This is a genomic window from Lysinibacillus odysseyi 34hs-1 = NBRC 100172, from assembly GCF_001591965.1.
Classification (GTDB): domain Bacteria; phylum Bacillota; class Bacilli; order Bacillales_A; family Planococcaceae; genus Lysinibacillus_B; species Lysinibacillus_B odysseyi.
This window is the reverse complement of sequence record NZ_BCVX01000002.1, coordinates 102966-119068: the sequence shown is the minus strand read 5'-3', so window position 1 is coordinate 119068 and position 16103 is coordinate 102966. Positions and strand designations below refer to the sequence as shown.

Below are 16103 nucleotides of genomic sequence, written 5' to 3'. Positions count from 1 at the left end.
AAGTTTTATGTTTGATCATACAACCGTGTTATTAAAGGAAACCGTTGATGGGTTAAACATCCGTCCGGATGGCATTTATGTCGACTGCACATTAGGTGGTGCAGGACATAGTGAGTATTTAGTAAAGCAGCTATCCTCAAAAGGACGTCTGATTTGCTTTGATCAAGACACTGTTGCAATTGAAAATGCGAAAGTCCGCTTGGCAGATTATCTCGATCGTGTGACATTTGTACATTCCAATTTTCGATATATAAAAGAAGAGCTGCAGAAGCTAGATATAGAACACGTGGACGGGATTTTATACGACCTGGGGGTATCTTCCCCTCAGTTAGACACACCAGAACGCGGTTTCAGTTATCATCATGATGCACCCCTGGACATGCGTATGGATCAGACAGCTGAGCTGACGGCTTTCCGAGTAGTGAATGAATGGCCATATGAAGATTTGGTCCGCATTTTCTTCCGTTATGGGGAGGAAAAGTTTTCAAAGCAGGTAGCACGTAAGATAGAAGAAGCAAGAAAAAAAGCGCCTATCGAAACGACAGGCCAATTAGTAGAGTTGATTAAAGAGGGGATTCCGGCAGCTGCACGCCGCAAAGGTGGACATCCTGCAAAACGTATTTTCCAGGCGATTCGCATTGCGGTAAATGATGAACTGGGAGCAGCGGAGGATTCATTGGTAGACGCAATTGACTTATTAAAAGTTGGCGGACGCATTAGTGTAATTACGTTCCATTCATTGGAAGATCGTTTATGTAAAACACTATTTAAAGAAGCGTCTTCTATTCCAGAGCTGCCGCCTGGCTTACCTATCATTCCGGAAGAGATGAAGCCGATATTAAAGTTAATTACGAGAAAACCGATTTTACCGTCAGATGAGGAGTTACAAGAGAACAATCGTTCACGCTCAGCAAAATTAAGAATCGCTGAAAAAATAAACGATAAAGGACGTGTTTAAATGGCAGTTCGAGCTAGACAACAATCATATATCCCGCAACCGCCAATGCCGGAACAACCGCAGCATCAACCGTCACCTCAGAAGCAGAAAAAAACCGACAGACAGCCGCTGATTAGCGGTAAGGAAAAAGTACTTTATATTACATTTATCGTTGCAGTTGCTATATTTGCAGTCTCACTATTACATACACAAGGGCAAATCCAAACAACGACGATGGAAGTTCAAAAAATAGAATCAGAAGTTCAGGAAATAACAAAGAAAAACGAAGACTTAAAGGTGCAAGTTAGTGAACTATCAACATATGAGCGCATTTGGGAGAAGGCGAAAGAGCTTGGCCTGACATTGAATGAAAAAAATGTAAAGGTAGTGCCAGGCGAATGAAAAAGCTCAAGTTTCGTTTTCAAATAGGAGCCTTTCTAATGTTTTTATTATATGGAGGGCTCTTTTTCCTATTGTTTTGGCGATTCTTCTATATTCAGTCAACAGGGGAAGTACATGGATACAACCTGCAGGCTGAGGCTGCTAATAAATATTCCCGGGAAACGGTGCTGTCGGCTAACAGGGGGAGAATATTGGACCGCAATGAAAATGTAATTGCGGAGGATACAATGAGCTACCGGTTAGTTGCAGTTGTCCGTGAATCGGCTACTGAGAATCCTAAGAAGCCGCGGCATGTTGTGGATGCAAGAGAAACAGCGCGTGTTTTGGCCCAATATATTAGTTGGGACGAAGAGAAGATTTATGAGCAGCTGACATCAAAAAAAGATAAGTATCAAGTAGAGTTTGGTGCTGCCGGCCGCAGCCTCAGTCATGAAGTGAAAGAGGCAATTGAGGAACATGATCTGCCGGGAATTGTCTTTGTAAATGATAAAAAACGCTATTATCCAAATGGTTCCTTTGCCTCCCATTTAATCGGGTATGCAGTGAAGGAGGAACAGAAGGATGGCTCCTTTAAAACAGTGGGGCGCATGGGTCTTGAATCTATCTATGATAAAGAATTAACAGGTAAGGACGGCAAAGTTTCTTATGACAGCGATGTTTTCGGCTATTTATTGCCGGATGCTAAAAAAATGGTCGAGCCGGCAAAGAACGGAAAAGACATTTATTTGACACTTGATAAAACGATCCAAAACTTTTTAGAGGATGCGATGAGCCGGGTGGAAAAGGAATATAATGCAGAGTCCATGACGGCGGTCGTAGCTGACCCTAAAACCGGTGAAATTTTAGCGATGACACAGCGGCCGACATTCGACCCGGATACGCGGGAAGGTTTGGAAAGCAGCTGGTTAAATGCCGTAGTGGAGGATGTCATTGAACCAGGTTCAACGATGAAAACATTTACACTCGCAGCAGCGGTCGACTCCGGCAACTGGCATCCTAATGCCACATATCAATCTGGTAAGTATAAATTATATGACCGCGTAATCCGTGACTCGAACAATGGAGTCGGGTGGGGTCCAATTACTTATTTAGAAGGAATTCAGCACTCTTCCAATACGGGAATGGCTCATCAGTTGGAAATTATGGGGAAAGAAACATTCATCGAATATTTGGACCGTTTCGGTTTCGGTAAAAAAACAGGAATTAATCTTCCGAATGAAGCAACGGGTACATTGTTGACAAAAAACCCAGTCGACCTTGTCATAACGTCATTTGGACAAGGTTCAACCGTCACTCCTCTTCAGTTAATCCAAGGAATGACAGCAATTGCAAATGACGGGAAAATGATGCAACCGTATGTAATTGATAAAATAGTCGACCCGAATACAGGAAAAGTAGTCCTTGATGAGGAACCGAAAGTAAAAGGGGAGCCTGTAACAGCCGATACGGCCAAGCAGGTCCGTGAGATTTTGGCTTCTACTGTAACAGCAGAGGCTGGAACAGCCAAGCGCTATCAGATTGATGGCTATGAAGTGGCCGGAAAGACAGGTACTGCCCAAATCCCAAGAGAAAATGGTCCGGGATATTATGGCGGAAATCATCAATATATCTATTCTTTCCTCGGTATGGTGCCGGCGGATGACCCGAAGCTTATCATGTATGTAGCAGTGAAAAAGCCAAATATGAGTAGTGCGATCTCAGGGTCAGAACCCGTATCGGCAGTATTTAATTCTGTTATGGAGAACAGCTTAAAGTATCTAAATATCAATCCAGATAATACTGCAGAGGTAGAAATGAAAACGGTAGGCGAGCTGGTTGGAAAACAGGCAGAAACAACGCAAGTGGAGCTGACAAATGATGGATTTAAACCGATTATTATTGGAGAAGGTGGAACAATCACCGAGCAGTATCCAAAAAAAGGAACGCCGTTATCCAAAGGCAGCATTATATTTTTAAAGACAGAGGGGGCAGTGACGCTTCCATCGTTTACGAACTGGTCTTTACGCAATATGCTTGTTTATAAGACAATGTCCGGCTTACCTCTAGAGATTGTCGGTGAGGGGTATGTATACAGCCAAAGTGCTTCTGCTAATGCCGTAGTAACGGATTCTTCCCCGATTGTAGTAAAGCTACGGACACCAAAAGAGAGCTTCCAGACAACGGAACCGGAAGAAGACAGTGAAAAGCTGCCGCAGGATTAACGCCTTTCTGAATAATGGAATGGCAGAGAAATTGAATACACGCTTCGTTTATAACATAGGTTGTTATTAAAAACGGAGCGTGTTGTCAAATGAAATGGATTTTTAAACAAGCCCAAGGGCGTTTAAAAATCATCATAATTTGTTTTTTGTTTTATGGTCTTGCGATCCTGATCCGGCTGTTTTATGTACAAATTGTCCAGCATGAAGAATTAACTGAATTGGCAAAGGCCAATTGGGATAGGGAAATTCCTTTTCAAGAGGAAAGAGGAGATATTACGGATCGGCACGGCGAAGCCATTGTGACAAATAAGCTGGCTCCAACGCTTTATTTTATGAAGGCGCAAAATGAAAATGTTGAGGAAGTGGCCGATCAGCTGGCACCTATCCTGCAGACAGACCGTGAAAAGCTTCTGGAAAAGTTATCAAAACGTGCTTACTTAACGAAGCTGGCGCCTGAAGGGAAAAATATTACAGCAGAGCAGGCTGAAAAAGTACAGCAGATGAAAATTGATGGCCTGTACAGCGGTGTGGATTATGTACGCCACTATCCGTATGGTACATTATTATCCCGATTGTTAGGGTTTACAGGCTACGATTCACAAGGACTAGCAGGCATTGAGTATGAATATAATGACGTATTGACAGGCAATGCTTCTGCTATTCGTCTTTTTACAGATGCAAGAGGGAATGCCATGCGCCAGACTCCTGACGAATGGCGGCAGGGAGATGGCGGTTCCACCATCGAATTAACGGTGGACATCAAACTACAGCAGGTCGTAGAGCGAGAATTGTCACAAGCGATGAAAACGTATAATGCAGAGCAAGCATTAGCTCTGGCAATGAATCCAAAAACAGGAGAGATTTTAGCCATCTCCTCCTATCCAACCTATGACCCGACTGACTATCAGAAAGTAGATCAATCTATCTACAACCGGAATTTGCCGGTCTTTATGACGTTTGAGCCGGGGTCAACATTCAAGATTATTACACTGAGTGCAGCGATCGAAGAAGATGTCATCGATCTGGAAAATGAAAGCTTTCATGATCAAGGCTTTACAATGGTTGAAGGAGCACGCCTGCGATGCTGGAAGCGTCAGGGACATGGCCATCAGACATTTTTAGAAGTGGTGGAGAACTCCTGTAACCCCGGTTTCATTGAAATGGGGAAACGCATCGGCTCAGATAAATTGCTCGATTATATCCACAAATTCGGCTTTGGTGAAAAAACGGGCTCTAATCTTGCGGGAGAAGCAAGTGGTATTCTTTTCTCAAAAGAAGGTTTTGGACCGGTAGAAAGTGCAACGACCGCCTTCGGGCAAGGGGTATCCGTAACGCCCATCCAGCAGGTACAAGCGGTGGCAGCCGCGATTAATGGAGGAACTCTCTATACTCCCTACATTATATCTAAAGTTATTGGCGCCAATGGAAAAGTCCTGGTGGACAATAAACCTGTAGCTAAGCGTCAAGTAATCAGCGAGGAAACATCGCAAAAAGTGCGGAGTGCATTAGAATCGGTCGTTGCGAATGGATCAGGTAAGCGTGCATACCGCGACGGACTTCGAATCGGCGGTAAGACAGGAACGGCACAAAAAGTAGAGAATAAGCGTTATAAGGATGGCGAGTATATCGTATCATTTATCGGGTTTGCTCCGGCAAATGATCCGGAGATTCTTGTATATGTGGCAGTCGATTCGCCAAAAGCGCAATCTTCCATATTCGGCAGTACTGTAACAGCGCCGATTGTAGGGCAGATTATCGAAGAAGCAGCCTCCATTCTGGATTTGCCATACTCCTCTGACCAGCTGCCGAAAAAATATGCATGGGGCGATGAGATAACAGAGGCCATGCCTGATTTTATCGGGCAAAAAAGGGGAGAAATGATGGAGCAACAATACACTTATAGAATAGAATGGCATGGTGAGGGTGAGAAAATCATCGATCAGCTGCCTGTAGCGGGCAAACAGATCAAGCAAGATGAAATCATCCACTTGTATTTAGGGAACTAATCCTTTCAAAATGACAGTAAAACAACTATTATAGTGAAGGATGTTTATACATTTAATAGGACAGTTTAAAGGAGATTTTTTATGACATTGGCAACAACGGTGACGATTTTAGCTACATCATTCATCCTGACCGTTATTTTGGCGCCGGTAGGCATTCCGATGCTGCGTCGATTAAAATTTGGTCAGAGTATTCGCGAGGAAGGTCCGCAGTCACATATGAAAAAGGCTGGGACACCGACGATGGGAGGTATTCTTTTCTTACTTTCCATTATCGTAACAACGATTGCTTGCGGGCTTATATTTGATGTATTTACTACACAGACAGTTGTTCTACTGCTTGTTTTTGTAGGGTTCGGCATCATCGGATTTTTGGATGATGGCATCAAGGTTATTTTTAAGCGCAATCTTGGATTGACGTCATTACAGAAATTAATCGGACAAATCGTCATCGCAATAGCGGCATTTTTATTACTACGTTTAGGGACATTTGATACGGCGATTGCCATTCCATTCACAGAATGGCAGGTGGATCTTGGCGTACTATACATCGCCTTTTTGATCTTTTGGCTTGTTGGCTTCTCCAATGCAGTGAACTTGACAGACGGATTGGATGGTCTGGTAGCAGGGACGGCTTCTATCGCATTCGCGGCATTTGGTGTGCTGGCATTATTTAATGAACAGGCAGATATCGCCTTGTTTGCCTTTGCGGTAACAGGGGCGCTTTTAGGCTTTTTAATCTTTAATGCTAACCCGGCAAAAGTCTTTATGGGAGACACAGGCTCTCTAGCATTGGGCGGTGCATTGGCAATGCTGTCTGTACTAGTGAAGCAGGAAATTTTACTATTATTGATCGGTCTTGTGTTTGTGATTGAGACACTCTCAGTAATTTTACAGGTAGGCAGCTTTAAGCTTCGTAAAAAACGAATTTTTAAAATGAGCCCTATCCATCATCATTTTGAGCTTTCGGGATGGTCTGAATGGAAGGTAGTCCTTGTATTTTGGTCTACGGGCCTTGTCATGGCATTAATTGCAGTCTTATCGGAGGCGTTATTATGAAGGAATATACAGCATTACAACATAAAAAAGTATTAGTATTAGGCCTAGCGAAAAGCGGGGTAGCGGCTGCAGAGCTTTTGCATGAGCTTGGTGCATTTGTAACCGTAAATGATGCGAAGCCTTTTGATGCTAATCCTGAGGCACAGGATCTGCTGACAAAAGGCATTACGGTCATTTGTGGCCGGCATCCGGAAGATTTGTTGGACGAAGGTTTTGAGCTGGTTGTTAAAAATCCAGGTATTCCATACAGTAACCCGATCATTGCCGATGCGATTAGCAGGAATCTGCCGGTCATTACTGAAATGGAACTTGCCTATCTAGTTAGTGAAGCTCCATTTATCGGTATTACAGGAACAAATGGCAAAACAACAACAACGACTTTGATTTTCGATATGCTTGCAGCGGGCAATCGGAATCCGTTAATTGCCGGGAATATTGGAACGGTAGCCTGCGGTGTTGCAAAGGAAGCTACGCCTGATCAAATAATCGTAACCGAACTATCATCTTTTCAATTAATGGGTACCCGGGAGTTCAAGCCCCATATTGCCATTTTGACTAATCTGTACGATGCTCATTTGGATTACCACGGTACGTTTGAAGCTTATGCAAATGCCAAGTTTGGAGTAACACGCAACCAGACAGAGGAAGATTATTTCATCTTTAATAACGACCAGGAAGTTGTGCGGAATTATGCTGAGAAATCAAAAGCACAAAAAGTTCCGTTTACAACAAACGGACGCTGTGAGGTAGGGATCAGTGCAGATGCTGAGGCAATCTACTGGAATGGCGAGCATATTTTGAACCGTGCGGATATTGCTCTTCCCGGTAAGCACAATCTTGAAAATATCCTTTGTGCTGTTGCAGCATGTTTGCTGGCAGGCTGCGGACTGCAGGCTATAAAAGAGGTGCTTGCCACATTTGCAGGTGTACGTCACCGTACGCAATTTGTCCGTGAATGGAAAGGACGCAAAATCTATAACGATTCAAAAGCAACAAACTGTCTGGCAACGAAGAGTGCACTTGAGGCATTCAATAAGCCGATTGTGCTGTTAGCAGGTGGACTAGACCGAGGTCATTCGTTAGAAGAGTTACGTGAAGCAATGGGGAATGTAAAGGCGGTGGTAGCATTTGGTGAAACTGGTTCTCGTTTCATAGATTTTGCGAAGTCATGTGGGGTAAAAGAAACAGTGGCCGCCACGAATGTGGAAGATGCAGTAGTTTATGCTGCAAAGCTATCAGCAGAAGGGGATATCATTTTGTTGTCTCCGGCGTGTGCAAGCTGGGATCAGTACGATAGCTTCGAAATTCGGGGCGATGTGTTTATTGATTGTGCTATGAAGTTGTCTTAATACGGTAGGAAAGGATTTTTTCGCTGATCATATATAGACGGTTATTTGTAGGAAGTGCTTTATTGCTAAGTTTTATAGGCATAGTCTTTGTTTATTCAGCGAGTGCCTACTGGAGTAAAGTGCATTATGCCGGGCAGATGCCATTCTACCTGAGGCAATTGATGTTCTTTGTCGTGGCATTGCTTGGGTTTATGTTCGTAAGTAGAAGTAAATGGCTGCTGCACGAGAGATGGTGGCGATTGTTTTATATTATTTCCATTGTGTTATTAGTAGCTGTACTCATACCAGGAATCGGGGTATGGCGGAATGGTTCACGAAGCTGGCTCGGAATAGGGCCTTTAACGTTCCAGCCGGCTGAATTCGTGAAAATCACAACGCTTGTTTATTTAAGTGCCGTTCTGGCAAAGTGGAAGCGCGGAGAAAGGGTGATTAAGCTTAAGCATTTTATCATCCTTCTGCTGCCAATCGGCTTAATTATGATGCAGCCTGATTTTGGTTCCGCCTTCATTTTAATTGTAGCAGCCTTTATTTTGTTTTTTATCGCTAATTATCCTTTAAGATTTTATGGGCTTTGTATTATGCTTGGGATCGCTGGGTTGGCAGGACTAATTATTTCTGCACCTTATCGACTGGCCCGGATTCAAGCCTTTATCGACCCATGGCAGGATCAATTAGGAAAAGGTTTTCAGGCAGTACAATCTTTACTTGCAATCGGACCAGCTGGATTATTTGGACATGGCTTTCTAAAAAGCAGACAAAAGTACTTATATCTACCAGAACCGCAGAATGATTTTATTTTTTCTATTATATTAGAGGAAACGGGGTTTATCGGGGGGCTTTGTATTGTATGTATTTTTGCGTGCTTTTTATATAGCGGCTATAAGCTAGCTACACGCGCCATCTATGCTCGTTATTTTTATATTACGAGTGCATTGGTATCTATGATTGCTGTACAGGCTGCCTTAAATATTGGAGTTGTCATCGGACTTTTGCCTGTAACGGGGGTCACGCTACCTTTCATCAGCTACGGTGGTACATCACTCGTTATTTTATGGTTGACGGTCGGCATTATCTATTTATTCGGAGCTAATACAGAGGGAGAGGAGGAAGCACCTTGGAAAAAGTAATCGATCTAGAAGACCGCATCCCTACATTCAGGAAAAAACGGCGAAGAAGGACAAATTTTAAGTTCATTTTATTAACGGCACTCTTTCTTTTTCTATTGCTCGTGCTCCTCTACTTCCAGTCCCCGTATAGCGAGATTAAAAAAATCGATATTACGGGTGCTGAGCTTGTAGATAGTACATACTATGAAGAGTTGTCCGATCTGCATGTAGGAGGCTCGATGTGGAGCATCGATAGTGATGCCATTAGCAAGCAGCTGGAAGAGCTGGAATGGGTAAAGTCAGCAAAGGTAGAGCGTAAGTGGCTCAGTACTGTGCGCATTAAGGTAGAAGAGTGGCAGAAAGTTGCCTACCTGGCAGAGGAGAATTCTTTTTATCCGATGCTTGAAAATGGGGTGCTGTTTGAAGAAGCACAGGAGCTGCTGCCAATCGATGCCCCTATTTTTCATGAATTTAAGGATGAAAAAGTACGAAAGCGGCTGCTGAAAGAGCTGGCAAAGCTAAAGCCGGAAGTAGCGGCCCTCATTTCCCAAATCAATGCAACACCATCTTCTGCTGACCCTTATGCCATTACACTGTTCATGAACGATGGCTATGAGGTGAGAGCGGAAATTACATCGCTTGCTGATAAGCTGAATTACTATCCTGCCATCATTGCTCAGATTGAGAGTGAAGAGCAGAATGGAAAGGGAATTATCGATATTGAAGTAGGACTATCTTATAAACCTTATTCAAAGGAATATGAAGCCATCAACATAGAAGAAGCTATAGAAGAACAGGAAGTGAGCGAGGATGAAGAATAATAATCCTCAAAAACGAGGGGTGTTGAGTCGAAAGTATTTCATCATTCTAATTGTCTGTATCATGACGGGCTTTATAATAGGGTATTCTTATAATTTATCAAAGGACAACCACCAGATCACCTCAAGCTCAACGCTATATACACAGCAGCAGGATGCATATAGGGAAGAGCTGATTGAACAGCAGGAAAGAAATAAAGAGCTTGCTGAAGAATTGGATGGAATACTGGGGACAATCCGGAAATACGAAAAGGAATATGCAACACACGAAGAGCATTACGATGAGATGGTAAAAGAGGCGGAGCGTCTCCGGATTTTAATGGGAGAGTTGCCAGTGACGGGAAAAGGGGTTTCTGTCACTTTGCGTGATGATGATTTTACAGGGGCGGAAAATCCAAATGATTATATTGTCCATGAAAGCCATGTATTTAATGTCATCAATGAGTTGAAGATTTCCGGGGCTGAAGCTATTGCGATTAATGGCCAGCGCTTAAAAACAAATTCGTTCATCAGCTGTAATGGTCCTGTTATTACGATTGATGGAAATCAATATCCTGCTCCTTTTGTTATAGAAGCAGTCGGCAATCAGGATGGATTGATTGGCGCCTTGGGAATTAATGGTGGTGTATTTGATCAATTGCTGAATGATAATATAGTCGTAACAGTAGAAAAGAAAGAACATATTGTGATGCCATCCATAACGAAAGGGAACTTGTAGGGGGTGGACGTATGAAAAAAAAGACAACTATTCATATTACCGTTATATCTTTTATCATCGGTTTCATGCTCGCTGTCCAGTATAATACGGTCCAAAGCCCTAAAAAGGTACAAACGACGGATATATGGGAAGTCCGGCAAGAACTGTCGGATGAAAAATTGCGTCACTCGGAGCTGCTGACACAAATCCGCCAAGGACAGGAAACAGTCCGGCAATATGAAGACGAAGAGCTGGACAACCCTGAAGCGATATTAACCCAAACGGTTGATCAATTACAAGCTGCTGCTGGAATAAAGGAAGCCAGCGGACCGGGGCTTATAATGAATATTGGCCCGTCTGAGGAGTTAATAGAGTACGGATATACGGTAGAAGAGATTTCGCCGCAGCTTTTGATTCGCCTCGTTAATGAAATTTACCGTTATAAAGGTCATTATGTAGAAATTGCAGGCCAGCGACTTGTTCATTCATCCGCCATTCGTGACATTAATGGCAAAACAACTGTCAATGGTGTACCAATCGGTAAAGTGGATGTTGAGATCAAGGTCGTGACAGAAACGGGGGAGGAAGCTTCCAAACTGTACAATTATTTATTAGCCTCTTCTTTTATGGATGAATTTTTTATTGATAATATGCTGTTGACAGTAGAAGAACCACAACCTTCTATTACAGTAGATGCGGCAGATGTGGAAATTAGAAGTACTTATTTGACAGAATATAAAGGAGATTAGCTTATGTGGCTACCACTGCTGGGATTAATTTTGGGAATTGGGCTTGGTGTTTTAACCGATCTCGAAATTCCCGCCGTTTATGAAAACTATCTTTCTATTGCCGTGCTCGCCGCACTGGATACAATGTTTGGCGGTATTCGGGCTCAATTGCAGCAAGTATATGATGACAAAGTGTTCATTACGGGATTCTTTTTCAATATTGCTCTTGCAGCGGGGCTTGCCTTTCTCGGTGTCCATATCGGGGTAGACCTTTATTTGGCGGCGATTTTTGCCTTCGGAGTACGTCTTTTTCAGAACATTGCAGTCATACGCAGGATATTAATTACAAAATGGGAAGAGGCTAGGATAAAAAAGAGTGAAAATTCATCAGAATCAAGTTAAAATTTGATTACAATAGGTAATTTACTTAGACATTGATTAGATTTTACAATAGAATGAAAAAAAGGAGCATTTAAAGGAGGTGCAACGAGTTGAATCATCAAGATATATATATTTCTTTAGATATTGGTTCATCTTCTATTAAAGTACTAATAGGTGAAATGAGTGATCGCCAATTACATGTAATTGGGGTCGGACAAGTAAAATCAAATGGCATTCGCAGAGGTGCAATTGTAGATATAGATGCTACGGTTCAATCTATTAAAAAAGCGATTGAACAGGCGGAAAGAATGACAGGATTGAAGATTGAGGAAGTTGTACTCGGGGTACCGGCAAATCAAACTGTCCTCCAGCCCGTAAAAGGAGTAGTTGCGGTAAACGGAGATGGCAGGGAAATCTCGGATGATGACCTGGCACGCGTGTTGGATTCAGCTGAAAGCATCGCAACGCCGCCAGAAAAAGAGATTGTAAACCTATTGCCAAAACGGTACACAGTGGACTTGCTATCTGAGATCAAAGATCCGCGGGGGATGATTGGGACGCGGCTAGAGGTCGATGCGACCCTCGTTATGACATCTAAAACATTATTACATAATGTTTTGCGCTGTGTGGAGAGGGCCGGCCTGAGCGTGCGTGAAATTTATCTACAGCCTTTAGCAGCAGGTTATTATGCTTTAACAGAAGATGAAAGAAATCAAGGTACTGCCTATATTGATTTAGGTGGTGGTTCTACAACAGTTGCTGTTTTTGAAGATGGGCTGCTGACTCATACAGGAATTATTGGCATGGGCGGCGATCAAATTACAAAAGATTTGTCCATTGTATTGGAAACATCTACAGAACAGGCAGAGAAAATCAAAAAACAATACGGCCATGCATTTTTGGATGATGCCTCAGATGACCAATTGTTTGAAGTCAAAATAGACGGGACAAGCATGACGCAGCAATTTAGCCAGCGTTACATTGCTGAAATCATTGGAGCACGTGTGGAAGAGATTTTTGAATATGTGTTAGATGAACTGTCCCGCCTTGGTGTTCGCGATTTACCTGGAGGCATTGTGCTGACAGGTGGGGTGGCAGCACTTGAGGGAATTGGACAAGTTGCTCGTCAAGTTATGCAGCTTCGAGTGCGTATACATACACCAGACTATATTGGTGTTCGAGATCCTGGATTTACAACGGCAGTAGGACTGATTCGTTACGCGCATTCAGATGATGAATTTTATGGTAGGAGCTCAGAAATGCAGACTGTTTCTGGATCCATACAACCAACTCCTCCCAAAAACAAGTCTAATGCAACTGAGAAGAAAGTCGATCATGGAAATAAGACGACTATTATGGATAAAGCCAAAAAATTCTTTAACAACTTTTTCGAGTAAAGACAAAGCTATGAAGTAGGAGGAGACAAAATGTTAGAGTTTGATACTAGTATAGATCAAGGCGCAGTCATTAAAGTAATCGGAGTGGGCGGTGGAGGAAACAATGCCGTCAACCGTATGATTGAACACGGTGTGCAAGGCGTCGATTTCATTGCGGTAAATACTGATGCCCAGGCATTGGAACAATCTAAGGCGTCTTATAAGCTTCAAATCGGCGGTAAGTTAACACGCGGTCTTGGAGCGGGAGCAAACCCGGAAGTGGGAAAGAAAGCTGCTGAAGAGAGCCGTGAACAGCTGGAAGAGGTATTACGCGGAGCAGATATGGTATTTGTTACAGCTGGTATGGGCGGGGGAACTGGTACAGGTGCTGCACCTGTCATCGCCCAAATTTCACGTGATTTAGGAGCCCTTACTGTCGGCGTAGTAACACGTCCGTTCACATTTGAAGGACGTAAACGCCAGACACAGGCGGTCGGAGGTATCTCAAATTTAAAAGAAGCGGTAGATACGCTTATCGTTATTCCAAATGATAAATTACTTCAAATCGTAGATAAATCAACACCGATGCTTGAAGCATTCCGTGAGGCGGATAATGTACTTCGACAAGGTGTACAAGGGATTTCCGATTTAATCGCAACACCTGGATTAATTAACCTTGACTTTGCGGATGTAAAAACAATCATGTCTGATAAAGGGTCCGCATTAATGGGTATTGGGATTGCGACAGGGGAAAACCGTGCAACAGAAGCAGCAAAGAAAGCCATTTCAAGTCCACTGCTTGAAACGTCCATCGATGGCGCAAAAGGTGTCATTATGAATATTACAGGTGGAATGAACTTGTCCCTGTATGAAGTGCAGGAGGCAGCTGATATTGTGGCATCCGCATCAGATGAAGAGGTAAACATGATTTTCGGTTCGGTTATTAATGAGAATCTCAACGATGAAATCATCGTTACAGTCATTGCTACCGGATTCTCTGATGATATTGCTACCGGAGGAGCTACAGGTGCAGCATTGGGAGGACGTTCTCTTGGCGGACACACGCCGCCGCCAATCCAGCATGCACGTCCTGAGCCTGTTCAGGCAGAACCTGTCCGTCAAGCTCCACCACAGGAAGACCAATTAGATATTCCAACGTTCTTACGTAATCGTCGGAACCGTCACTAATTAATAAAGAGCTGTCTTAAAATGCATTTTAAGGCAGCTCTTTTATCGTTTTAATCCTCTGAAATATATTGAACAGTCTCTAGGAGCTGACTGATAGGCATTGCTTATCGGTTAGTTCTTTTTTTATGCCGTATGGACGGATTCTCACATATTTTAAAGAGAATTGTCGGATACACTCGTTTTTTGTAAAGCAATTTATGGAAAAGCGTTCACTCTTTTGACAAATTCTACAACTCCTTCATGCTACTGTATGAGAAGGAGGTTTTTTTGCATGGCTGGGGAATGGCTGCTTCTCGTGAACACGCTTTATAACTATATGTTGCTTACATTTACAGCAACGATCACGGACATTCGCGTTGCAAAAGTTCGCTTATGGACAATGGCAGCGCTCAGTGGTTTGATTGGGCTGTTGCTTTATCCATCCGTGCTTGGCGTATTCATAAGTTTTCTTGTGCTATTGCCAACGTTTCCGATACAAGCAACGCTCTATAGACAGGCAATCATACTTTTTATCGCAACGTTTATAGTAGGTGGTCTTTTAACGGCTATACAATCATATGCTAGCAATAAATATGACATGCAGATTTTATGGCTGTCGCTGGCAGCATTGGTTCTTATTTTTCTTGTGAGGCGTTATCGACTACGTTGGCAAGTTCGACAAAATCACTTTTACACGACATGTACTGTTGAATTTCTAGAACAGCAATTTTCACTCGCTGCTTTCATTGACACAGGCAATACATGCATAGAGCCGATCAGCGTCTTACCGGTCCATTTTGTTTCGTTACAGGCGATGAAGGCCCAGCTGCCGTCTGATTTTGTACAGGCACTCATGAGCTGGCGTCAGGAGGCACCGTATGATTTGCAGATGTTTTCGAAAGAAATTCAAAAATTGTTACGTGTCGTTCCTATCCAAACTGTGCAGGGGGATACGCTTGCACTGGCATTTCGTACAAATAGATTATTGATGGATGAACAAACTGTTCATGGGCATTATCTGGTATTTACAGCGAAGGATGCAAAATTTCCAAAGCAGGTAGAGATCATTCTCCATGTGTCTATGCTTCCTATTCTATAAACAAAGGGGGACAATCATTGTTTCAAAAGCTACGCTTACTTTTTTTAAACATTTGGCGGAAAATATCGCGCCAAGGAACATACTATATAGGAGGACATGATGCATTGCCAGTGCCACTAACTAGAGAAGAAGAATTAACTGTTGTCAAAGCATTTATGGATGGTGACTTACATGCGCGTGATACATTGATTGAGCGCAACCTACGTCTTGTCGTATATATTGCAAGACGTTTTGATAATACAGCTACACCAATTGAAGATTTAATTAGTATCGGCTCTATCGGATTAATTAAAGCTATCGAAACATTTAATACAGAAAAAAATATTAAATTGGCCACATATGCCTCACGTTGTATTGAAAATGAAATCTTAATGCATCTTCGTAAAACAAGCCGTATGAAGAGTGAAGTATCACTTGATGAACCGCTGAATTCGGATGCTGACGGAAATGAACTTCTATTGTCCGATATTTTAGGGACAGAGGAACATATCATTTCAGATGATGTGGAGAGAAAGCTGCAACGGCAGCATATGTTCCATGCGATTAATTGTTTAAATCCGCGTGAAAAGTATATTATGGAATGCCGTTTCGGCCTTAACGGAAAAACGGAGATGACACAAAAAGAGGTAGCGGATCATCTTGGGATATCACAATCCTATATTTCCCGCCTTGAAAAGAAAATCATATTGGATTTACGAGAGTATTTAAATGAGCCGATTGCATAATTGGTTGAATTTGGCGTAGTCCAAAAACGCATAGTCTCATCTCATACGGACAAAC

At 42.8% G+C, this 16103-nt stretch carries 15 protein-coding genes; all 15 read left to right on the top strand.

Features of this window, described 5'->3' with window-relative positions; genetic code table 11:
* Window positions 1-7: 7 nt before the first annotated feature.
* Window positions 8-958: a 16S rRNA (cytosine(1402)-N(4))-methyltransferase RsmH gene (gene rsmH, locus BOD01S_RS03410; protein WP_036156054.1), complete on the top strand. Its 951-nt coding sequence runs from the start codon at window positions 8-10 to the stop codon at window positions 956-958.
* On the top strand, window positions 959-1339 hold the full coding sequence (gene ftsL / locus BOD01S_RS03405) for a cell division protein FtsL (protein ID WP_036156056.1): 381 nt from the start codon (window positions 959-961) through the stop codon (window positions 1337-1339).
* Window positions 1336-3540, top strand: a complete 2205-nt coding sequence (locus BOD01S_RS03400) for a penicillin-binding protein (RefSeq protein WP_174523059.1) — start codon at window positions 1336-1338, stop codon at window positions 3538-3540. Before ftsL ends, BOD01S_RS03400 begins: the two co-directional genes overlap by 4 nt.
* Window positions 3541-3629: 89 nt before the next feature.
* The gene (locus tag BOD01S_RS03395) at window positions 3630-5546 is read left to right on the top strand and encodes a penicillin-binding transpeptidase domain-containing protein (protein WP_036156060.1); all 1917 of its coding nucleotides are present in this window, start codon (window positions 3630-3632) and stop codon (window positions 5544-5546) included.
* A gap of 81 nt (window positions 5547-5627) precedes the next feature.
* Entirely contained in the window at window positions 5628-6602 is a 975-nt protein-coding gene (gene mraY, locus BOD01S_RS03390; RefSeq protein ID WP_036156061.1) for a phospho-N-acetylmuramoyl-pentapeptide-transferase, read from the top strand.
* Entirely contained in the window at window positions 6599-7951 is a 1353-nt protein-coding gene (gene murD / locus BOD01S_RS03385) for a UDP-N-acetylmuramoyl-L-alanine--D-glutamate ligase (protein WP_036156063.1), read from the top strand. The genes mraY and murD overlap by 4 nt, the downstream gene beginning before the upstream one ends.
* Before the next feature lie 14 nt (window positions 7952-7965).
* Window positions 7966-9078 (top strand): FtsW/RodA/SpoVE family cell cycle protein, encoded by a 1113-nt coding sequence (locus BOD01S_RS03380; RefSeq protein WP_052124902.1) that lies wholly within the window; start codon window positions 7966-7968, stop codon window positions 9076-9078.
* Entirely contained in the window at window positions 9066-9878 is an 813-nt protein-coding gene (locus tag BOD01S_RS03375) for a cell division protein FtsQ/DivIB (RefSeq protein WP_036156067.1), read from the top strand. Before BOD01S_RS03380 ends, BOD01S_RS03375 begins: the two co-directional genes overlap by 13 nt.
* Complete coding sequence (locus BOD01S_RS03370; protein WP_036156070.1) at window positions 9868-10593, top strand: DUF881 domain-containing protein; 726 nt, start codon at window positions 9868-9870, stop codon at window positions 10591-10593. Before BOD01S_RS03375 ends, BOD01S_RS03370 begins: the two co-directional genes overlap by 11 nt.
* An 11-nt stretch (window positions 10594-10604) precedes the next feature.
* Window positions 10605-11321, top strand: a complete 717-nt coding sequence (locus tag BOD01S_RS03365; RefSeq protein ID WP_036156072.1) for a DUF881 domain-containing protein — start codon at window positions 10605-10607, stop codon at window positions 11319-11321.
* Between the two features lie 3 nt (window positions 11322-11324).
* Complete coding sequence (locus BOD01S_RS03360) at window positions 11325-11702, top strand: small basic family protein (protein WP_036156074.1); 378 nt, start codon at window positions 11325-11327, stop codon at window positions 11700-11702.
* Window positions 11703-11791: 89 nt separating this feature from the next.
* Window positions 11792-13078 carry a cell division protein FtsA gene (ftsA, locus tag BOD01S_RS03355; protein ID WP_036156075.1) on the top strand — a complete coding sequence of 429 codons (1287 nt, stop codon included), beginning with the start codon at window positions 11792-11794 and terminating at the stop codon, window positions 13076-13078.
* A 30-nt stretch (window positions 13079-13108) separates the two neighbouring features.
* The gene (gene ftsZ / locus BOD01S_RS03350) at window positions 13109-14245 is read left to right on the top strand and encodes a cell division protein FtsZ (RefSeq protein ID WP_036156077.1); all 1137 of its coding nucleotides are present in this window, start codon (window positions 13109-13111) and stop codon (window positions 14243-14245) included.
* Between the two features lie 271 nt (window positions 14246-14516).
* Window positions 14517-15323, top strand: coding sequence for a sigma-E processing peptidase SpoIIGA (locus BOD01S_RS03345; protein WP_036156079.1), 807 nt, complete (start codon window positions 14517-14519; stop codon window positions 15321-15323).
* 17 nt (window positions 15324-15340) lie between these two features.
* A complete protein-coding gene (sigE, locus tag BOD01S_RS03340; RefSeq protein ID WP_036156081.1) occupies window positions 15341-16048 on the top strand; it encodes an RNA polymerase sporulation sigma factor SigE in 708 nt (235 codons plus the stop codon).
* Window positions 16049-16103: the final 55 nt, after the last annotated feature.